Here is a 23,318-nt window from a genome sequence, read left to right as displayed (position 1 = left end):
CGACCATGACCACGCCCAGCGAAAAAGTTGTCGAAGCTCTCCGGGCCTCGCTCAAGGAGACCGAGCGGCTGCGGCGGCAGAACCGGGAACTCGCGGCAGCCGCCGCGGAACCCGTCGCCGTCGTCGCGATGAGCTGCCGCTACCCCGGAGGCGTCACCTCCCCCGAGGACCTGTGGCGGCTCGTCGAAACCGGCACCGACGCCATCTCGGGCTTTCCCACCGACCGGGGCTGGGACCTCGACGCCCTGCGTGACGCCGGGGTCGACGCGCGCGGCCACTCCGTCAGCCAGCAGGGCGGATTCCTCGACGGCGTCGCCGACTTCGACGCCTCCTTCTTCGGGATCTCACCCCGCGAGGCCGTCTCCATGGACCCGCAGCAGCGCCTGCTGCTGGAGACGTCCTGGGAGACCCTGGAACGGGCCGGCATCGATCCGCAGAGCCTGCGCTCCAGCGCCACCGGCGTCTTCGTCGGTACCAACGGACAGGACTACGCCTACCTCCTGGTCCGCTCCCTGGCCGACGCCACCGGCGACATCGGCACCGGCATCGCCGCCAGCGCCACCTCCGGCCGGCTGTCCTACACCCTCGGTCTGGAGGGCCCGGCGGTCACCGTCGACACCGCCTGCTCCTCCTCCCTGGTCGCCCTGCACGCCGCCGCCCACGCCCTGCGAGCGGGGGAGTGCACCCTCGCCCTCGCCGGCGGCGTCAACGTCATGTCCGCGCCCGGCTCCCTGATGGAGTTCAGCCGCCAGGGCGGCCTGGCCGGCGACGGCCGCTGCAAGGCGTTCGCCGACGACGCCGACGGCACCGGCTGGTCCGAGGGCGTCGGCATGCTCCTGTTGGAACGCCTCTCCGACGCCCGCCGCAACGGCCACCCCGTCCTCGCCGTCATCCGCGGCTCCGCCGTCAACCAGGACGGCGCGTCCAACGGCTTCACCGCTCCCAACGGCCCCTCCCAGCAGCGCGTCATCCAGCGCGCCCTGCACACCGCCGGTCTGACCACCGCCGACATCGACGCCGTCGAGGCACACGGCACCGGCACCCCCCTCGGCGACCCCATCGAGGCGCAGGCCCTCCTCGCCACCTACGGTCAGGGCCGCGACCCGGAACAGCCCCTGCTGCTCGGCTCGGTCAAGTCGAACATCGGGCACGCGCAGGCCGCCGCCGGTGTCGCCGGTGTCATCAAGATGGTCATGGCGATGCGCCACGGCGTCCTGCCGCCCACCCTGCACGCGGACCGGCCGTCCCGGCACGTCGACTGGAGCGCGGGCGCCGTCCGGCTCCTGGGCGAGCGCACTCCCTGGCCGGAGACCGGCCGCCCCCGCCGGGCCGGCGTGTCCTCCTTCGGCATCAGCGGCACCAACGCCCACGTCCTGCTGGAACAGGCCGATCCGACCCCGGAACCGGAAAAGTCCGCCGTGCCGCCTCTCACCCCGGCGGTCGTGCCGTGGCCGGTCTCCGCCAAGACCGAGGACGCCCTGCGGGACCGACTGGCCCAGATCACGGCACCGACCGACGCCACCGCGCTCGACACGGGCTACTCCCTGGCCACGGGCCGCTCGGTGTTCGAGCACCGGGCCGTGTTGCTCACCGGCGGCGACGGCGTGCCCGCCGAGGTCGCCCGCGGCCGTGCCACGGAACGCTCACTGGCCGTTCTGTTCTCCGGCCAGGGCTCCCAGCGGGCCGGCATGGGGCGCGAACTCTACGCCCGTTTCCCGGTGTTCGCCGAAGCCCTCGACGCCGTACTGCACCGGCTCGACGGCGAACTGGACCGCCCGCTGCGTGACATCGTCTTCGCCGGACGCCGCACCCCCGAGGCGGACCTCCTCGACACCACCGGTTACACCCAGCCCGCGCTGTTCGCCGTCGAGGTGGCGCTCTACCGGCTCGTCGAATCATGGGGCGTGACACCGGAGTTCGTGGCAGGCCACTCGGTCGGCGAGATCACCGCCGCGCACGTGGCGGGCGTCCTGTCCCTGGACGACGCCTGCACGCTCGTCGCCGCCCGCGCCCGGCTGATGCAGGACCTCCCGGCCGGCGGCGCCATGATGGCCGTACAGGCCACCGAGGAGGAGATCGCCCCCAAGCTGACCGGAGGCGTGTCGGTGGCCGCGGTCAACGGCCCGGACGCCGTGGTCGTCGCCGGTGCCGAGCTCGAGGTCCTCTCCCTCGCAGGCGAGTTCGCGGACCAGGGCCGCAAGACGCAGCGCCTGTCGGTGAGCCACGCCTTCCACTCGCCGCTGATGGAGCCGATGCTCGACGCCTTCCGCGAGGTCGCGGAGGCACTGACCTACCACGAGCCCGTCGTCCCGGTCGTCTCCAACGTGACCGGCGAGATCGCCGACCCGGAGCTGCTGTGTTCGGCGGACTACTGGGTGCGCCACGTACGGGAGGCCGTGCGCTTCGCCGACGGCGTGCGCGCCCTGGCCGAGGCCGGTGCGAACGCCTTCCTGGAGCTGGGCCCCGACGGCATCCTGACCGGGATGGCCGCGCGGGTGCTGGACGGCACCGCCGACACCGTGTCCGCGGCGGCTCTGCGCAAGGACCGCGCCGAGGAGCGCGCCCTGCTCACCGCACTGTCCCGGCTCCACGTCGCGGGCGTCCGCGTCGACTGGGCCCGCTGCTTCGACGGGACCGGCGCGCGCCGCACCGACCTGCCCACCTACCCGTGGCAGCACGAACGGTACTGGCCCGTCCTGATGGCCGCCGCCGGCGACGTGTCGGCTGCCGGTCTCGTCTCCGCCGAACACCCCCTGCTGGGCGCCGCGGTCTCCCTGGCCGGCCTCGACGGGGTCCTGTTCACCGGACGGCTCTCCGCACGGACCCACCCCTGGCTGATGGACCACACGGTGGGCGGCGTGGTCGCCTTCCCCGCCACCGGCTTCCTGGAGCTCGCCGTCCGCGCCGGTGACCAGGTCGGCTGCGACCGCATCGACGAACTCACCCTCGCCAAGCCCCTCATCCTCACCGAGAACGCCGCCGCCGTCGTCCAGGTGTGGGTCGGCGCCCCGGACGAGACCGGCGCCCGCAAGGTCACCGTCTACTCGCAGACCATGGACGACCCGGAGCAGCGCTGGACCGAGCACGCCAACGGCGTCCTCACCACCGGCGAGCGCACCACCGCCTTCGACGCGAGCGTCTGGCCCCCGAGGGGCGCCGTCGCCGCCGACCTCGAGGGCTTCTACGAGCGCACCGAGTACGGCCCCGTCTTCCAGGGGCTGCGCGCCGTCTGGCGGCGCGGCGACGAGGCGTTCGTCGAGGTCGCCCTGCCGAGCCAGGTCGACGACGCCGAGTACTACGGCATGCACCCGGCCCTGCTCGACGCGGCGGTGCAGTCCGTCGGCTTCGTCGGCCTCGGCGACGGCAAGAAGCTGCTGCCGTTCTCCTGGTCCGGGGTGTCCCTGCACGCGGGCGGCGCCTCCGTGGTCCGCGTCCGCGTCGCCCGCGTCGGCGAGGACTCCGTCTCCATCGCCGCGGTCGACGTCGAGGGCGCGCCCGTGCTCTCCGCCGAGTCGCTCATCCTGCGCGTCCCCTCCGCCATCCAGGCCCCCGCGCTGCGCAGCAGCGAACAGGACGGCCTGCTCCGGCTCCAGTGGACCCCCGCGACCGACGCCGGCACCGACACCGACGTCCACTGCGCCGTCCTCGGCACCGGCACGGGGCTGCCGGGCACCGCCGTCACCACCCTCGCCGACTGCCTGGCCGCCTCCCCGCTGCCCGAACTCGTCCTCGCACCGCTGGACGGCGGAAGCGGCGAACTGCCCGCCGCCGCCCACACCCTCACCGCCCGCGCCCTCGACCTGGTGCGCCAGTGGCTGGAGCTGAACCCGTCCGGACCGTCCCGACTGGTGTTCGTCACGCGCGGCGCCGTCGCCGCCGACACCGGTGAACGGGTACGCGATCTCGCCGCTGCCGCAGCCCGGGGCCTGGTCCGCAGCGCCGAGGCCGAGAACCCGGGCCGCTTCGCCCTGCTCGACCTCGACACGGACGCCACGGATTCCGGGGTCGGTCCGGTCGTCGGACGGCTGCCCGCGCTGCTGGCCGGGGGCGACACCCAGTTCGTCGTCCGCGACAACACCGTACGCGTTGCCCGGCTGGCCCGGCTGACCAGCGGGGAGAGCCTGCTCCCGGTCGCCGGACTGCCCTGGCGACTCGACAGCGACGACCGCGGCACCCTCGACGGTCTCACCCTGGCTCCCTGCCCGGAGGTGCTCCAGGCGCCGGAGGGCCGGCGGGTGCGCCTCGAGGTGCGGGCGGCCGGGCTGAACTTCCGCGACGTGATGAACGCCCTCGGCATGTATCCCGGTGAGGCCGGACTCCTCGGTGCCGAGGCGGTCGGTGTCGTGACCGAGACCGGCCCCGAGGTCACCGGACTGCGGACCGGTGACCGGGTGATGGGCATGGTGCCCGGCGGTCTGGGTACCGACGTCCTGATCGACGAGCGGTTCCTGGTCCAGGTCCCCGACGGGTGGACGGACGAGCAGGCGGCGTCGATGCCGCTGGTGTTCCTGACCGCCCTGTACGCCTTCCGTGATCTGGCGGGTCTGCGGGCGGGGGAGTCGGTGCTGGTGCATGCCGGTGCGGGTGGTGTGGGTATGGCGGCGGTGCAGCTGGCCCGGCATGTGGGTGCGGAGGTGTTCGCGACCGCGAGTGAGGGCAAGTGGGAGACGCTGCGTGGTCTGGGGCTGGACGAGGATCACATCGCGTCGTCGCGTGATCTGGGCTTCGAGGAGAAGTTCCGGGCGGTGACGGGCGGTCGGGGTGTTGATGTGGTCCTGAACGCGCTTGCGGGGGAGTTCGTGGACGCGTCGTTGCGGCTGACGGCCGAGGGCGGCCGGTTCCTGGAGATGGGCAAGACCGATGTCCGTGATCCTCGGTCGGTCGAGCGGGTGACCTACCGGGCGTTCGATCTGGGTGAGGCGGGTCCGGAGCGTACGCAGGAGATGCTGCGGGAGCTGGTGGAGTTGTTCGCCGGGGGCGCGTTGCGTCCGTTGCCGGTGAGGGTGTGGGACGTGCGGCGGGCGCGTGAGGCGTTCCGGTTCATGAGCCGGGCCAGGCATGTGGGCAAGATCGTGCTGACGATGCCGCCGCGCTGGAACCCCGACGGCACCGTCCTGATCACCGGCGGCACGGGGGGCCTGGGCCGGGAACTGGCCCGCCACCTGGTGTCCGCGCGGGGTGCGCGCCGCCTGCTGCTGGTGTCCCGTCGGGGCATCGAGGCCGAGGGCGCCGCCGACCTGCGGGACGAACTGGCCGCCGCCGGAGCGGTCGTGGACATCACCGCCTGCGACATGGCCGACCGCGAGGCGGTCGAGGCACTGCTCGCCGGCATCGACGCGGCGCACCCGCTGACCGCGGTCGTCCACGCGGCGGGTGTCCTCGACGACGGTGTGGTGACGTCTCTGTCGGCGGAGCGGGTCTCGGACGTGCTGCGGCCGAAGGTGGATGCGGCCTGGCACCTGCACGAGCTGACGCGGGACATGGACCTGGCGGCGTTCGTGCTGTTCTCTTCGGTGTCCGGTGTGATGGGCAGTGCGGGTCAGGGCAACTACGCGGCGGCGAACGTGTTCCTGGACGCGCTCGCCCAGCGGCGGGCCGCGTCCGGCCTGCCCGCCCTCTCCCTGGCCTGGGGCGCCTGGGTCCAGGACGGCGGCATGACCGGCACCCTCTCCGACGCCGACATGCGGCGCATCGCCTCCTCCGGTGCCGCACCGATCCCCGTCGAGCGTGGCCTCGCCCTCTTCGACACCGCCACCGGCTCCGCCGAGGCACTCGTCGTGCCCATCGGTGCCACCGGCGGCGATCTGCGCATCCCCGGTGAGGTGCCGCCGCTGCTGCGCAACCTGGTGCGCGGCACCCGGCGTTCGGCCGCGACCGCCGTCGGCGGCGCGAGCACCGCCGCCGACCTGACGCGCCGCCTCCTGGCCCTCCCCGAGGACGAGCGCGTCCGTCACGTCGTCGAGCTGGTGCGGGTCGAGGCCGCCGCCGTGCTCGGCCACTCCTCGCCCAAGGCCATCGACCCCGGCCGTGAGTTCCGTGAACTCGGATTCGACTCGCTCACCGCCGTCGAGCTGCGCAACCGTCTCACCACCGCCACCGGCCTGCGGCTGACCGCCACCCTAGTCTTCGACTACCCGACCCCGCACGGTCTCGCCGAGCACCTGGTCGCCGAACTCCTGGACGAACACGGCGACCCGGGCGTCCCAATCGTGGCCGTCGACGTCGCCGACGACCCGGTGGTCATCGTCGGCATGGCCTGCCGGATGCCCGGCGGCGTCACCACCCCCGACGAGCTGTGGCGGATGCTCGCCGACGGCGAGGACCGCATCTCCGCGTTCCCGACCGACCGGGGCTGGGACCTGGACGCCCTGTTCGGCGGGGGCCACGACAACCGGGGCGTCAGCGCCACCCGCCGCGGCGGCTTCCTGCACGACGTGGGAGGCTTCGACGCCGGATTCTTCGGGATCTCCCCGCGCGAGGCCCTCGCCATGGACCCGCAGCAGCGGCTGCTGCTGGAAACCTCGTGGGAGGCGTTCGAACGTGCGGGCATCGACCCGCAGAGCCTGCGCGGCAGCTCCACCGGCATCTTCGTCGGCACCACCGGCCAGGACTACGCGACCCTGGTGATGAACTCCCGCGAGGACGTCGAGGGCCACGCCAGCACCGGCCTCGCCACCAGCGTCATCTCCGGCCGGGTCTCCTACGCCCTCGGCCTGGAGGGCCCGGCGCTCACCGTCGACACCGCCTGCTCCTCCTCCCTGGTCGCCCTGCACCTCGCCGCCCAGTCCCTGCGCAGTGGCGAGAGCTCCCTCGCCCTCGCGGGAGGCGTCACCGTGCTGTCGACCCCCATGAACTTCTCCGGCTTCACCCGGCAGGGCGGCCTGGCGGGCGACGGCCTGTGCAAGGCGTTCGCCGACGCCGCCGACGGCACCGGCTGGTCCGAGGGTGTCGGCATGCTCGTCCTGGAGCGACTGTCGGACGCCCGCCGCAACGGGCACGAGGTGCTCGCGGTGGTCCGTGGCTCGGCCATCAACCAGGACGGTGCCTCAAACGGCCTGACCGCGCCCAACGGTCCCTCGCAGCAGCGCGTCATCCGTCAGGCCCTGGCGAGCGCCGGGCTCTCGCCCGCGGACGTGGACGCCGTCGAGGCGCACGGCACGGGCACGACCCTGGGCGACCCGATCGAGGCACAGGCCCTGCTCGCCACCTACGGTCAGGACCGTCCCGCCGACCGGCCGCTGCTGCTCGGCTCCATCAAGTCGAACATCGGCCACACCCAGGCCGCCGCCGGCGTCGCGGGCGTCATCAAGATGGTGCTCGCCATGCGTCACGGCGCACTGCCCAAGACCCTCCACGTCGACCGGCCCTCCACGCACGTCGACTGGGAGGCCGGCGCGGTACGGCTCCTCACCGAGCCCACCGAGTGGCCCGCCACGGACCGGCCGTGGCGGGCGGGCGTCTCCTCCTTCGGCCTCAGCGGCACCAACGCGCACGTCATCCTCGAACAGCCCGAACCGGCCGTCGAGGAACCGGAGACGGCCACCGAACCGTCCGTCTCGCCGGTCCTGGTGCCGTGGCCGATCTCGGCGCGATCCGAGGACGCCCTGCTGGGGCAGGTGGACCGGGTGACGTCCCTCGACGCCGCATCCGCGCTCGACGTGGGTTTCTCGCTGGCGTCGGGGCGGTCGCTGTTCGAGTACCGCACGGTGTTCCTCGCCGGCGGTGGGGGCGAACAGCCCGTCGAGGTGGCGCGTGGTCGTGCGGTGGAGCGGTCGCCGGCGGTGCTGTTCTCGGGTCAGGGTTCGCAGCGGGTGGGGATGGGGCGTGAGCTGTATGCCCGGTTCCCGGTGTTCGCGGAGGCGCTGGACGCCGTACTGGAGCATCTCGATGGCGAACTGGAGCGTCCGTTGCGGGAGGTGTTGTTCGCGCAGGAGGGCACGTCCGAGGCGGTTTTGCTGGAGACGACCGGGTTCACGCAGCCGGCGTTGTTCGCTCTCGAGGTGGCGCTGTTCCGGCTGGTTGAAAGCTGGGGTGTGCGGCCGGAGTTCGTGGCCGGTCATTCCGTGGGGGAGATCTCGGCCGCGCATGTGGCGGGTGTGCTGTCGCTGGAGGACGCGTGCACGCTGGTGGCGGCGCGTGCCCGGCTGATGCAGGGCCTTCCGGCCGGTGGCGCGATGGTGGCCGTTCAGGCCACCGAGGAGGAGATCGTCCCGCGCCTGACGGACGGGATCGCCCTGGCGGCGGTCAACGGCCCGGACGCCGTGGTCGTCTCCGGCGACGAGTCCGAGGTTCTCGCCCTTGCAGGTGAGTTCGCTGCGAAGGGCCGTAAGACGCAGCGCCTGTCGGTGAGCCACGCTTTCCATTCGCCGCTGATGGAGCCGATGCTGGCGGAGTTCCGTCGTGTCGCGGAGGGGCTGACGTATGCGGAGCCGGCGATTCCCGTGGTCTCCAATGTGACCGGTGGGGTCGCCGACGCCGGGCTGCTGTGTTCGGCGGACTACTGGGTGGGGCATGTCCGCGGCACCGTGCGTTTCGCCGACGGTGTGCGCGCGCTGGCCGAGGCCGGTGCGAACGCGTTTTTGGAGCTGGGTCCGGACGGTGTCCTGACCGGGATGGCCGCGCGGGTGCTGGACGGGGCCGTCGACACGGTGTCCGTGCCGGTGCTGCGCAGGGACCGGTCCGAGGAGACCGCGCTGCTCACCGCGCTGGCCCGGCTCCACGTCGCCGGCGTGGACATCGACTGGGACGCCTGGTTCCACGGGACCGGCGCGCGTCGTACCGAGCTGCCCACGTACGCCTTCCAGCGCGAGCGGTACTGGCCCCGTCCGGCGACCCACACCGGGGATGTCACGGGCGCCGGGCTCCGCCCCGCCGAGCACCCGCTGCTGGGCGCCGCCACCGCACTTGCCGCCTCCGAGGGTGTGCTGTTCACCGGGCGCCTGTCGCTCGCCACGCACCCCTGGCTCGCGGACCACACCGTGGGCGGCGGCATGGTCCTCTTCCCGGCCACCGGCTTCCTCGAACTGGCCGTGCGCGCCGGTGACGAGGTCGGCTGCGAATGCGTCGAGGAATTCACCCTCTCCACGCCGCTGCTGCTGCCTGAGGACACCGCCGTCGTCGTCCAGGTGTGGGTCGGGGCACCCGACGAGTCCGGCGCCCGCAAGGTGAGCCTGTACTCGCGGGCCGCCGACGCGCCGGAGGAGACCTGGACGGAGCACGCGGCCGGCGTGCTCGGCACGGACGCGCGGACCGCCGACTTCGACGCGAGTGTCTGGCCCCCGCAGAACGCGGTCGCCGCCGACCTGGAGGGCTTCTACGAGCGCACCGAGTACGGCCCCGTCTTCCGCACCATCCGCGCCGTGTGGAAGCGCGGCGACGAGGCGTTCGTCGAGGCCGCGCTCCCGGCGGAGGCGGACGACGCCGGCTACTACGGCATGCACCCGGCGCTGCTGGACGCGGCCGTGCAGTCCGTCGGCTTCGCCGGCCTGGACGACGAGCACAAGCTGTTGCCGTTCCTGTGGGGAGGGGTGTCCCTGCACGCGGGCGGCGCCTGCGTGGTCCGCTTCCGGGTCGCCCGCACCGGTGAGGACTCGGTCTCGATCGCCGCCGTGGACGTTGAGGGCGCGCCCGTCCTCTCCGCCGAGTCGCTGGTGCTGCGGGTCCCCGCCGGGATGCAGGCGCCCGCCGCCCGCCGTACCGAACTCGACTCGCTGCTCCGCCTGGAGTGGACCGCCGCCCCCGAGACCGCCGCCGATCCCTCGGTCCGTCACGCCACCGTGCCCGCGCTCGGCACCGGCAGCGCGACGACCGCCCTGGACGCTCTCACCGGTGCCGAGACCCTGGTGTGCGTCCCCGTGTCCGGTGACGGCCACGGCGATGCCGTACCGCGGGCCACGCACACGCTGGTCGCGCACGCCCTGGACCTGGTGCAGGAGTGGCTGCGGCAGGACCGCTTCGAGACGGCCCGGCTGGTGTTCGTCACCCGAGGCGCGGTCCGCGCCGGGCGCGGCGACCAGGTCGAGGACCTGGCGGCGGCGGCCGTATGGGGGCTGCTGCGTGCCGCGCACTCCGAGAACCCCACCCGCTTCGCCCTCGTGGATCTCGACGCGGACACCCGCGTCGAGACCGTGGTGCCGCTGCTGCCGGAGCTCCTGGCGGGCGGCGACGCCCAGTTCGTCGTGCGGGGCGGGGACGTCCTGGTGGGACGCCTGGACCGGGCGGCGACCAGCGCCGGACTGCTGCCCCCGGCCCACGGCCCCTGGCGGCTGGACAGCACCGCCAAGGGCAACCTGGACAACCTCGCCCTCACCGCCTGCCCGGAGGTGCTCCAGGCGCCGGAGGGCCGGCGGGTGCGCCTCGAGGTGCGGGCGGCCGGGCTGAACTTCCGCGACGTGATGAACGCCCTCGGCATGTATCCCGGTGAGGCCGGACTCCTCGGTGCCGAGGCGGTCGGTGTCGTGACCGAGACCGGCCCCGAGGTCACCGGACTGCGGACCGGTGACCGGGTGATGGGCATGGTGCCCGGCGGTCTGGGTACCGACGTCCTGATCGACGAGCGGTTCCTGGTCCAGGTCCCCGACGGGTGGACGGACGAGCAGGCGGCGTCGATGCCGCTGGTGTTCCTGACCGCCCTGTACGCCTTCCGTGATCTGGCGGGTCTGCGGGCGGGGGAGTCGGTGCTGGTGCATGCCGGTGCGGGCGGTGTGGGTATGGCGGCGGTGCAGCTGGCCCGGCATGTGGGTGCGGAGGTGTTCGCGACCGCGAGTGAGGGCAAGTGGGAGACGCTGCGCGCTCTGGGGCTGGACGACGACCACATCGCGTCCTCGCGTGATCTGGGCTTCGAGGAGAAGTTCCGGGCGGTGACCGGTGGCCGGGGTGTGGATGTCGTCCTGAACGCCCTTGCGGGGGAGTTCGTGGACGCGTCGCTGCGGCTGACGGCCGAGGGCGGCCGGTTCCTGGAGATGGGCAAGACCGATGTCCGTGATCCTCGGTCGGTCGAGCGGGTGACCTACCGGGCGTTCGATCTGGGTGAGGCGGGTCCGGAGCGTACGCAGGAGATGCTGCGGGAGCTGGTGGAGTTGTTCGCCGGGGGCGCGTTGCGTCCGTTGCCGGTGAGGGTGTGGGACGTGCGGCGGGCGCGTGAGGCGTTCCGGTTCATGAGCCGGGCCCAGCATGTGGGCAAGATCGTGCTGACGATGCCGCCGCGCTGGAACCCCGACGGCACCGTCCTGATCACCGGCGGCACGGGCGCGCTCGGCGGGCACCTCGCCCGGCATCTCGCGGCCTCGGGGACGCGGCGCCTGCTGCTGGCCGGCCGGCGGGGCCCGGACGCGCCGGGCGCCGCCGAACTCGCCGCCGAACTGCGGGAGCTGGGCGCCGAGGTGACCGTGGCCGCCTGTGACACCGCCGACCGCGACGCCACCGCCGCGCTCCTCGCGCGGGTCCCCACAGCGCACCCGCTGACCGCGGTCGTCCACGCGGCGGGTGTCCTCGACGACGGTGTGGTGACGTCTCTGTCGGCGGAGCGGGTCTCGGACGTGCTGCGGCCGAAGGTGGATGCGGCCTGGCACCTGCACGAGCTGACGCGGGACATGGACCTGGCGGCGTTCGTGCTGTTCTCTTCGGTGTCCGGTGTGATGGGCAGTGCGGGTCAGGGCAACTACGCGGCGGCGAACGTGTTCCTGGACGCGCTCGCCCAGCGGCGGGCCGCGTCCGGCCTGCCCGCCCTCTCCCTGGCCTGGGGCGCCTGGGTCCAGGACGGCGGCATGACCGGCACCCTCTCCGACGCCGGGGCCCGGCGGATGGCCGCCTCGGCCGCGCCGCCCCTCACCGTCGAACAGGGCCTCGCGCTCTGGGACGCCGCCACGGTCTCCGACGAGCCGTACCTCGTCCCCATCGGTGCTTCCGGCAGCACGCGCATGCCCGGCGAAGTGCCGCCGCTGCTGCGCAACCTGGTGCGCGGCACCCGGCGTTCGGCCGCGACCGCAGTCGGCGGAGCCCGTATCGCCGCCGACCTCACCCGGCAGCTCCTCCAGACGCGGGAGGAGGAGCGCGTCCGCTTCCTGCTCGACCTGGTCCGCGGCGAGGCCGCCTCCGTGCTCGGCCACTCCTCGCCCAAGGCCGTCGAGGCCGACCGCGACTTCCACGACCTCGGTTTCGACTCGCTCACCGCCGTGGAACTGCGCAACCGCCTCACCGCGGTCACCGGCCTGCGGCTGACCGCCACCCTCGTCTTCGACTACCCGACGCCCACCGTGCTCGCCGAACACCTGGTGACCGCCCTCCTCGACGATGAGCGGGTCGCCGACACCCCCGAGGCCACCGGCACCGTTCTGCCGGCGACGGCGGACGACCCGGTGGTCATCGTCGGCATGGCCTGCCGGATGCCCGGCGGCGTCAGCTCGCCCGAGGAACTGTGGCGGCTCGTCGTCGAGGGTCGTGAGGGCATCTCCGCCTTCCCGACCGACCGCGGCTGGGACCTGGACACCCTCATGCGCGGCGGCCACGGCGGCCACGGCCGCAGCGCCACCTCCGAGGGAGGTTTCCTCTACGACGTCGCCGACTTCGACGCCGGATTCTTCGGCATCTCCCCACGCGAGGCCCTGGCCATGGACCCCCAGCAGCGGCTCCTGCTGGAAACCTCGTGGGAGGCCTTCGAGCGTGCCGGAATCGATCCGGCGACCGTGCGCGGCAGCCGGACCGGTGTCTTCGTCGGCACCAGCGGCCAGGACTACACCACCCTCGTCATGAACTCCCGCGAGGACGCCGAGGGCCACGCCCCGACCGGCCTCGCCACCAGTGTCATCTCCGGCCGCCTGTCCTACACCTTCGGCCTGGAGGGCCCGGCGGTCACGATCGACACCGCCTGCTCCTCCTCCCTGGTCGCCCTGCACTGGGCGGCCCACGCACTGCGCTCCGGCGAGTGCAGCCTCGCCCTCGCGGGCGGCGTCACCGTGATGTCGACCGCCATGGGATACGCCGGGTTCACCCGGCAGGGCGGCCTCGCCCCCGACGGCCGCTGCAAGGCGTTCGCCGACGCCGCCGACGGCACCGGCTGGTCCGAGGGTGTCGGCATGCTCGTCGTCGAGCGACTGTCGGACGCCCGCCGCAACGGTCACCCGGTGCTCGCCGTACTGCGTGGCTCCGCCGTCAACCAGGACGGTGCCTCAAACGGCCTGACCGCGCCCAACGGTCCCTCGCAGCAGCGCGTCATCCGTCAGGCCCTGGCGAGCGCCGGGCTCTCGCCCGCGGACGTGGACGCCGTCGAGGCGCACGGCACGGGCACGACCCTGGGCGACCCGATCGAGGCACAGGCCCTGCTCGCCACCTACGGCCAGGACCGTCCCGCCGACCGGCCGCTGCTGCTCGGCTCCATCAAGTCGAACATCGGGCACGCCCAGGCCGCCGCAGGTGTCGCCGGTGTCATCAAGACCGTCATGGCGCTCCGCCACGGTGTCCTGCCCAGGTCCCTGCACATCGACGCGCCGTCGACCCATGTGGACTGGACCGAGGGCGAGGTGCGTCTGCTCACCGAGACCGTCGACTGGCCGGACACCGGCCGCCCGCGCCGTGCGGGTGTGTCGTCCTTCGGCATCAGCGGCACCAACGCGCACACCATCGTCGAGCAGGCCCCGGAGGCCGAGCCGAACACGCCGACCGTGGAGCCCGGGGCCGTCCCCGGGGTCGCCCCCGAGGTCATGCCGTGGCCGGTGTCGGCCAAGTCCGAGGAGGCCCTGGAAGGCCAACTGGACCGGATCACCTCCCTCGACGCCGCATCCGCGCTCGACGTGGGTTTCTCGCTGGCGTCGGGGCGGTCGCTGTTCGAGTACCGCACGGTGTTCCTCGCCGGCGGTGGGGGCGAACAGCCCGTCGAGGTGGCGCGTGGTCGTGCGGTGGAGCGGTCGCCGGCGGTGCTGTTCTCGGGTCAGGGTTCGCAGCGGGTGGGGATGGGGCGTGAGCTGTATGCCCGGTTCCCGGTGTTCGCGGAGGCGCTGGACGCCGTACTGGAGCATCTCGATGGCGAACTGGAGCGTCCGTTGCGGGAGGTGTTGTTCGCGCAGGAGGGCACGTCCGAGGCGGTTTTGCTGGAGACGACCGGGTTCACGCAGCCGGCGTTGTTCGCTCTCGAGGTGGCGCTGTTCCGGTTGGTCGAAAGCTGGGGTGTGCGGCCGGAGTTCGTGGCCGGTCATTCCGTGGGGGAGATCTCGGCCGCGCATGTGGCGGGTGTGCTGTCGCTGGAGGACGCGTGCACGCTGGTGGCGGCGCGTGCCCGGCTGATGCAGGGCCTTCCGGCCGGTGGCGCGATGGTGGCCGTTCAGGCCACCGAGGAGGAGATCGTCCCGCGCCTGACGGACGGGATCGCCCTGGCGGCGGTCAACGGCCCGGACGCCGTGGTCGTCTCCGGCGACGAGTCCGAGGTTCTCGCCCTTGCAGGTGAGTTCGCTGCGAAGGGCCGTAAGACGCAGCGCCTGTCGGTGAGCCACGCTTTCCATTCGCCGCTGATGGAGCCGATGCTGGCGGAGTTCCGCGAGGTCGCCGAGAAACTGACGTACGCGGAGCCGGCGATTCCCGTGGTCTCCAATGTGACCGGTGGGGTCGCCGACGCCGGGCTGCTGTGTTCGGCGGACTACTGGGTGGGGCATGTCCGCGGCACCGTGCGTTTCGCCGACGGTGTGCGCGCGCTGGCCGAGGCCGGTGCGAACGCGTTTTTGGAGCTGGGTCCGGACGGTGTCCTGACCGGGATGGCCGCGCGGGTGCTGGACGGGGCCGTCGACACGGTGTCCGTGCCGGTGCTGCGCAGGGACCGGTCCGAGGAGACCGCGCTGCTCACCGCGCTGGCCCGGCTCCACGTCGCCGGCGTGGACATCGACTGGCGACCGTGCTTCGACGGCACCGGTGCCCGCCGCACCGAACTGCCGACCTACGCCTTCCAGCGGGCCCGCTACTGGCCCGACGCCCAGCGCTCCACGGCGGGCGGAACCGGAGCGGACCCCCTGGACGCGGCGTTCTGGACGGCCGTCGAGGGCGAGGACCTGACGACACTCGCCGCCGATCTCGCGGTCGACACCGACGCGCTGGGTGCGGTCCTGCCCGCGCTGTCCACCTGGCGGCGCAGGCAGCGCGACCAGGCGATGGTCGACGGAATCAGGCACCACGAGGTGTGGAAGCCGCTGTCGCTGCCCTCCTCCGCGCCCGCCGCCGCCGGCACCTGGCTGGCCGTCGTCCCCGAGGCACTCGCCGACGACGAGTGGGTGGCCGCCGTCCTGGCTGCCGTGGGCGACGACGTCGTGCCTCTCACCGTCGGCACCGACGATCGCGACACGCTCGCCGGACGGCTGCGCGGCCTGCTCTCCGAGGGCACCGCGCTCACCGGAGTGCTGTCCCTGCTCGCGCTCACGGACGCCGCCGAAACCCCGGCCGTCCCGACGGCGGTCCTGCTCCAGGCCCTTCTGGACACCGAGATCACCGCGCCCCTGTGGTGCGTGACGCGCGGCGCCGTCGCGGTCGCCGGCACGGAGCGGCCCACCGCTCCCGGCCAGGCGGCGGTGTGGGGTCTCGGCCGGGTCGCGGCGCTGGAACTCCCCGTACGGTGGGGCGGGTTGATCGACCTGCCCGCCGCTCTGGACGACCGTGCCGCGCGTCGGCTCGCCGCCGTCCTGGCCGGACACGACGGCGAGGACCAGGTGGCCGTCCGCGACTCGGCCGTCTTCGGCCGCCGGATCGTGCCCGCCCCGGAGGCCGCTCCGGACGCGGGCTGGGAGCCGAGCGGCACCGTACTGGTCACCGGGGGCACCGGAGGCCGCGGCGCCCATGTGGCGCGCTGGCTGGCCGCCGCCGGAACCGCCCGCCTGGTGCTGGTCGGCCGACGCGGCCCGGACGCCCCCGGCGCCGCCGACCTCACCGCCGAACTGCGCGGCCTCGGAGCCGAGGTGACGATCGCCGCCTGCGACGCCGCCGACCGCGACGCCCTCGCCGCCGTCCTCGCCGACATCCCGGACGACACTCCGCTGACCGGTGTGGTGCACGCCGCCGGCATCGTCGACGACGGCGTGCTCGACGACCTCACACCGGAGCGGTTCGCCGCGCTGCACCGGGCCCGCACCGCCCCCGCCGTCCACCTGGACGAACTGACCCGGGACCTGGACCTGACGGCGTTCGTGCTCTGCTCCTCGGTGGCCGGCACGGTCGGCACCGCGGGGCGCGCCAACCTTGCCGCCGCCACCGCCGTCCTCGACGCGCTCGCCCGGCGTCGCCGGGGCGAGGGCCTGCCCGCGACGTCCATCGCCTGGGGCGCCTGGACCGACGAGGAACCGGGCGTGGACACCGGTGCCGCCGCCACCAGCGACACCGGTGCCGCCTCCACGCGTTCGGCCCGCACCGCCGGCCACCCGGCCGTGCACCCGGACCTCGCGCTCGCCGCCCTGCGGCAGGCCGTGACCCGGCCGGAGCCGACGCCCGTGGTGTTCGACCCCCGTCAGCCACAGGTCCTGGACACCCTCATCGGCATCCGCGGCAGTGCCCTGCTGCGCGACCTGCCGGACGCCCGGCAGGCGCTGGCCGACGCGGCGTCCGCGCGGCAGCGGACCGAGACGGCCGCCTCCGGGCTCGCCGCGCGGCTGCGGCAGCTGCCCGCCGCCGACCGCACCGCGGTCCTCGGCGACCTGGTCCGCACCCACGCCGCCGCCGTCCTCGGCCACCCGGGACCGGAGGCCGTCGCCCCGGACCGCAACTTCCGCGACCTGGGTTTCGACTCGCTGACCGCGATCGAGCTGCCCAACCGCCTCGCCCTGGCCACCGGCCTGCGCCTGCCCGCCACCACGGTCTACGACTTCCCGACCGCGCAGGCCCTGGCCGAGCACCTGGTCGCCGAGATCCTCGGCGAGCAGGACACCGCGGCCGGTCTCGACCGGGTGACCGCCGCCGGGCTGTCCGACGACCCGATCGTCATCGTCGGCATGGCCTGCCGCCTGCCCGGCGGCGTGCGCTCCCCGCAGGACCTGTGGCGGATGCTCAGCGAGGGCCGCGACGGCATCGAGGCCTTCCCCGAGGACCGGGGCTGGGACCTCGCCACCCTGGCGACCGGCGGCGCGGACGGCCGCGGCCGCAGCGCCACGCTCCGGGGCGGATTCGTCGACGGCGCCGCCGAGTTCGACGCCGGCTTCTTCGGGGTTTCCCCGCGCGAGGCCATCGCCATGGACCCGCAGCAGCGCCTGCTCCTGGAGACCACCTGGGAGGCGTTCGAGCGGGCCGGTATCGACGCCGACGGGCTGCGCGGCAGCCGCACCGGTGTGTTCGTCGGCACCAACGGCCAGGACTACTCCACCCTCGTCATGAACTCCCGCGAGGACCTGGAGGGCCACGCCGGCACCGGACTCGCCGCCAGCGTCGTCTCCGGCCGGCTCGCCTACACCTTCGGCCTGGAGGGACCGGCGGTCACCGTCGACACCGCCTGCTCCTCCTCGCTGGTCGCCCTGCACTGGGCGCTCCAGGCGCTGCGGGCCGGCGAGTGCGACCTCGCCGTCGCGGGCGGCGTCACGCTCATGAGCACCCCGTCCGGCTTCTCCGGCTTCACCCTGCAGAACGGCCTCGCGACCGACGGCCACTGCAAGGCGTACGCGGACGCCGCCGACGGCACCGGCTGGTCGGAGGGCGTGGGCCTGATCGTCGTGGAACGGCTCTCCGACGCACGCCGCAACGGCCACGAGGTGCTGGCCGTGGTCCGCGGTTCGGCCATCAACCAGGACGGCGCGTCCAACGGTCTGACCGCGCCCAACGGTCCCTCGCAGCAGCGGGTCATCCGGCAGGCCCTGGCGAGCGCCGGGCTCATGCCCGCCGACATCGACGCCGTCGAGGGCCACGGCACCGGCACTCCGCTGGGCGACCCGATCGAGGCGCAGGCCCTGCTGGCCGCCTACGGCCAGGACCGCCCGGACGACCGGCCCCTGCTGCTCGGCTCCATCAAGTCGAACATCGGCCACACCCAGGCCGCCGCCGGCGTGGCCGGCATCATCAAGACCGTCATGGCGATGCGGCACGCCGTGCTGCCGAAGACCCTCCACGTCGACAAGCCCTCCACGCACGTCGACTGGGAGGCGGGCGCGGTGCGGCTGCTCACCGAGCCGACCCCCTGGCCAAAGACCGGCAGGCCGTGGCGCGCGGGCATCTCGTCCTTCGGCATCAGCGGTACCAACGCGCACACGATCATCGAGCAGGCACCCGAACCCGAGGCGGCGCCCGGGCCGACCGGCTCCGCGGCGGTCCCCGCGCCGACCCCCACGGTCGTCCCGTGGCCCGTCTCCGCGAAGTCCGAGGAGGCCCTGGACTCCCAGGTGGCCCGCATCTCGTCCCTGACCGGTGCCTCCCCACTGGACGTGGGGCACTCCCTGGCCACCGGCCGGGCCCTGCTCGACCACCGCGCGGTCCTCCTCGCCACCCCCGGCGGTCAGCCGCTCGAAGTGGCGCGAGGCCGTGCCGCGTACCGCACCTCCGCCGTCCTGTTCTCGGGTCAGGGCTCGCAGCGGGCCGGGACGGGGCGTGAACTGTACGCCGCCTTCCCGGTGTTCGCCGAAGCCCTGGACGCGGTCCTGGCGCGGCTGGACACCGAGCGGGAAGTCCCCCTGCGTACGGTGCTGTTCGCGCGGGAGGGCACACCGGAGGCGGCCCTGCTGGATACGACGGGGTACGCGCAGCCCGCGTTGTTCGCGATCGAGGTGGCGCTGTTCCGACTCGTCGAGTCGTGGGGCGTGCGGCCCGACTACGTGGCCGGCCACTCCGTCGGTGAGATCACGGCCGCGCACGTGGCAGGCGTCCTGTCGCTGGACGACGCCTGTGCGCTGGTGGCGGCGCGTGCCCGCCTGATGCAGGAACTCCCGCCCGGCGGCGCCATGGTAGCCGTGCAGGCAACCGAGGAGGAGATCACTCCCGGGCTGCCCGAGGGCGTGGCGCTGGCAGCGGTCAACGGTCCCGACTCCGTCGTCGTGTCCGGCATTGAGGCCGAAGTGGTCGCGTTGGCCCAGAAGTTCGCCGCGAAGGGCCGCAAGACGCAGCGTCTGTCGGTGAGTCATGCCTTCCACTCGCCGCTGATGGAGCCGATGCTCGACGCCTTCCGCGAGGTCGCGGAGGGACTTGCCTACGCCGAGCCGACGATCCCCGTGGTCTCCAACGTGACCGGTGGGATCGCCGACCCGGAACTGCTGTGCACAGCCGACTACTGGGTGCGCCACGTCCGCGGCACCGTCCGCTTCGCCGACGGCGTACGCGCCCTGGCCGACGGTGGAGTGACCGCGTTCCTGGAGGCCGGACCCGGCGGCGTCCTCACCGCGCTGACCCAGCGCTGCCTGGACGCCGACCCCGACACCGGCTCCGTGGCCGTGCCGGTGCTGCGCAGGGACCGGTCCGAGGAGACCGCACTGCTCACCGCGCTCGCCCGGCTCCACGCGGCGGGCGTACGCATCGACTGGACGGCCTGGTTCCGCGGCACCGGAGCACACCGCACCGAACTGCCGACCTACCCCTTCCAGCGCGAGCGGTTCTGGCCCCGCCCGGCCGCCCTGACCGGCGACGTCAGCTCGGCCGGCCTGGTCTCCGCGGACCACCCGCTGCTCGGCGCCGCCGTACCACTGGCCGACTCCGAGGGCGCGCTGTTCACCAGCCAGATCTCGATGCAGGTCCACCCCTGGCTGCTCGACCACAAGGTCGGCGGCACGGTCGTCCTGCCCGGCACCGGCTATCTGGAGATGGCCATCCGCGCCGCCGACCAGGTCGGCTGCGGCCGGGTCGAGGAACTGGTCCTGTCCACCCCGATGGTGCTGAACGAGAAGGTGCCCACCGCCCTGCAGGTCGTCCTGGGTGCCCCGGACGAGGAGGGGACCCGCACCATCGCGTTCTATTCCCGGCCGTCCGACGCCACCGAGGGGGCGTGGACCCGGCACGCCACCGGATCCCTCGCCGCCGCGGAGCACACCGCCCCGTTCGACGTGCCCGTCTGGCCGCCGTCGGACGCCCGGCCGGTGCCGGTCGACGGCACCTACGAGCGCACCGAGTACGGCCCCTCCTTCCATGGCATGCGCAAGGTGTGGGTCCGCGGGGAGGAGGCCTTCGTCGAGGTCGCCCTGCCCGAGGACATCGCCGGTGACGCCCAGTACTTCGGCATGCACCCGGCGCTGCTCGACGCCGTCCAGCACGCCAACGGCTACCTCGGTGTCGGCAGTGAGGACAACCCGCTGCTGCCGTACATCTGGAACGGTGTCTCACTGCACGCGGCCGGAGCCACGACTCTGCGGGTACGCATCGCCAGGCTCGGCGACGAGTCGGTCACGCTCACGGCGGTGGACGCCGAAGGCGCGCCCGTGCTGTCCGCCGAGGCACTGGTGCTGCGCGCCCCGAGCGTGCCGCAGGCCCCCGTGGCCGGCGGCGGCCAGGAACCGGTGTTCCGCCTCGACTGGGCCACCGCCCCCGAGGTGAAGCCCGCAGAAGGGCTGCGGGCCGCCACCCTGGGTGCCGACGTGTTCGGCACCGGCACCACCCTGGCCTCCCTCGCCGACCTGACCGATCCCGCCGACGCCCCCGATTACGTCCTCGTCCGGCTCCGGGGGGAGTACAGCGCCTCGGACGGCACCGGGGAGGGCGACCCGGCCGCACCCGGCACGGACGTCCCCGCGGCCGTCCACGCGCTGACCACCCGCACCCTGGAACTCGTCCGGCAGTGGCTCGATCACGACCGGCTCGACCGCACCCGCCTGGTCTTCGTCACTCACAACGCGGTGGCCGCCGCCGACGGTGAGACGGTACGGGACCTGGCGGCGGGCGCGGCCTGGGGCCTGGTGCGCTCCGCCCAGTCCGAGAACCCCGACCGGTTCGTCCTTGTGGACCTCGACGAACAGGACGACCTGCCTGCACTCCTGCCCGACCTGCCGGGGCTGCTCGCCACCGGCGACGCCCAGTTCGCCGTGCGTGAGGGAACCGTCCGTGTCGGCCGGCTGGACCGCCTGGCCACCGGCGCCGGACTGGTCCCACCCGTCGACGTGCCGTGGCGGCTCGACACCACCGGCAAGGGCACCCTGGACAACCTCGTCCTCGCCCCGTGCCCGCAGGTGCTGCAGCCGCTCGGCGACCACGAGGTCAGGATCGACGTCGACGCGACCGGTCTGAACTTCCGCGACGTCCTCAACGCCCTCGGCATGTACCCCGGCGAGTCCGGCCCGATGGGCACCGAGGCCGCCGGCGTGGTCACGGCCGTCGGCTCCGCGGTCACCGGACTGCGGCCCGGCGACCGGGTGTTCGGCACCGTGCCCGGCGGGTTCGGGCCGGTCGTCGTCGCCGACGAGCACTACCTGGCCCGCGTCCCCGACACCTGGACCCAGCAGGAGGCCGCCTCCGTGCCGCTGGTGTTCCTGACCGCCCTGTACGCCTTCCGTGATCTGGCGGGTCTGCGGGCGGGGGAGTCGGTGCTGGTGCATGCCGGTGCGGGCGGTGTGGGCATGGCGGCGGTGCAGCTGGCCCGGTATCTGGGTGCGGAGGTGTTCGCGACCGCGAGTGAGGGCAAGTGGGACACGCTGCGCGCTCTGGGGCTGGACGACGACCACATCGCGTCCTCGCGTGATCTGGGCTTCGAGGAGAAGTTCCGGGCGGTGACCGGTGGCCGGGGTGTTGATGTGGTCCTGAACGCGCTTGCGGGGGAGTTCGTGGACGCGTCGTTGCGGCTGACGGCCGAGGGCGGCCGGTTCCTGGAGATGGGCAAGACCGACGTCCGCGACCCGCGGTCGGTCGAGCGGGTCACCTACCGGGCCTTCGACCTCGGCGAAGCGGGACCCGCGCGCAACCGTGAACTCCTCGGCGAACTTCTCGCCCTGTTCGCCGAGGGCGCGCTGCGGCCCCTGCCGGTGAGGGTGTGGGACGTGCGGCGGGCGCGTGAGGCGTTCCGGTTCATGAGCCGGGCCAGGCATGTGGGCAAGATCGTGCTGACGATGCCGCCGCGCTGGAACCCGGACGGCACCGTCCTGATCACCGGCGGCACCGGCGCGCTCGGCGGCCACCTCGCCCGCCGCCTCGCGGCCTCGGGGACGCGGCACCTGCTGCTGGCCGGCCGGCGCGGCCCGGACGCGCCGGGCGCCGCCGAACTCGCCGCCGAACTGCGGGAGCTGGGCGCCGAGGTGACCGTCGCCGCCTGCGACACCGCCGACCGCGACGCCACCGCCGCGCTCCTCGCGCAGGTCCCCGCCGCGCACCCGCTGACCGCGGTCGTGCACACGGCGGGCGTCCTCGACGACGGCGTCGTCGCCTCGCTCACCCCGGAGCGGCTCGCCGCCGTCCTGCGGCCGAAGGTCGACGCCGCCTGGCACCTGCACGAGCTGACCCGGGACATGGACCTGGCGGCGTTCCTGCCGTTCTCGTCCATCGCCGGTGTCATGGGCAGCCCCGGCCAGGGAAACTACGCCGCCGCCAACTCCTTCCTCGACGCCCTCACGGCGCACCGCCGCTCCCTGGGCCTGGCCGGCACCTCGCTGGCCTGGGGCCCCTGGTCCCACGACGGCGGCATGACCAGCACCCTCTCCGACACCGACATGCGCCGCATGCAGTCCGGCGGCCTGCCGCCGCTCTCCGTCGAACAGGGCTTCGGCCTCTTCGACATCGCGCGCGGATCCGACGAGTCGTTCCTGGTCCTGGTCGGCCTCGCCCCCGGCGCCATGCGCGGCGCCGCCCCCGAGGACCTGCCGCCGCTCTTCCGCGGCATGGTCAGGAGCAGCCGCCGTACCGCCGCCGCCACCGACGCCGCCGGAGCCGCCGCCGCCCTCGGCGCCAGGCTCGGCGAACTCCGCGCCGACGAACGCGTCCGGTACGTCACCGAACTGGTCCGCGAACAGGCCGCCCGGGTGCTGGGCCACGCCACGCCGAAGGCCGTCGACGTCACACAGGAGTTCCGGGAGCTCGGCTTCGACTCGCTGACCGCCCTGGAACTGCGCAACCACCTCTCCACGGCGACCGGGCTGCGCCTTCCGGCCACCCTCGTCTTCGACTACCCGACCCCCACGGCGCTCGCCGAGCACTTCGTGTCCGAACTCGCCCCCGGCGAGGAGGGGCCCCAGGGGCCCTCGCTCCTCGCCGAACTCGACCGGGTCGAGGCGCTCCTCACAGCCGGCGAGCACGACGAGATCACCCGCGCGGGACTCGCCATCCGGCTCGGCCAGATGCTGGACAAGGTGCGCGGCAGCGCACCGGAGCCGACCGGCACTCCCGTGGACGACGTCTTCGAATCGGCCAGCGCCGACGAGATGTTCGCCTTCATCGACAACGAGCTCGGCCGCCTGGGCGACCACTGA

Annotated in this window: 1 protein-coding gene; it reads left to right on the top strand. The window is 73.8% G+C overall.

The genetic code is table 11. The annotated features are described in order from the left end of the window. Positions 1–5 precede the first annotated feature (5 nt). Positions 6–23,318 (top strand): type I polyketide synthase, encoded by a 23,313-nt coding sequence (locus ACWZEH_RS00965; RefSeq protein ID WP_456195042.1) that lies wholly within the window; start codon positions 6–8, stop codon positions 23,316–23,318.

The organism is Streptomyces yamdrokensis, assembly GCF_053890455.1.
Note: the sequence above shows the minus strand (reverse complement) of the source record. Positions and strands in the feature narration are given on the sequence as shown.

Bases quoted from the DNA above. Each gene is read 5' to 3' on its own strand.
- ACWZEH_RS00965 (WP_456195042.1), top strand. From the start codon at position 6: ATGACCACGCCCAGCGAAAAAGTTGTCGAAGCTCTCCGGGCCTCGCTC.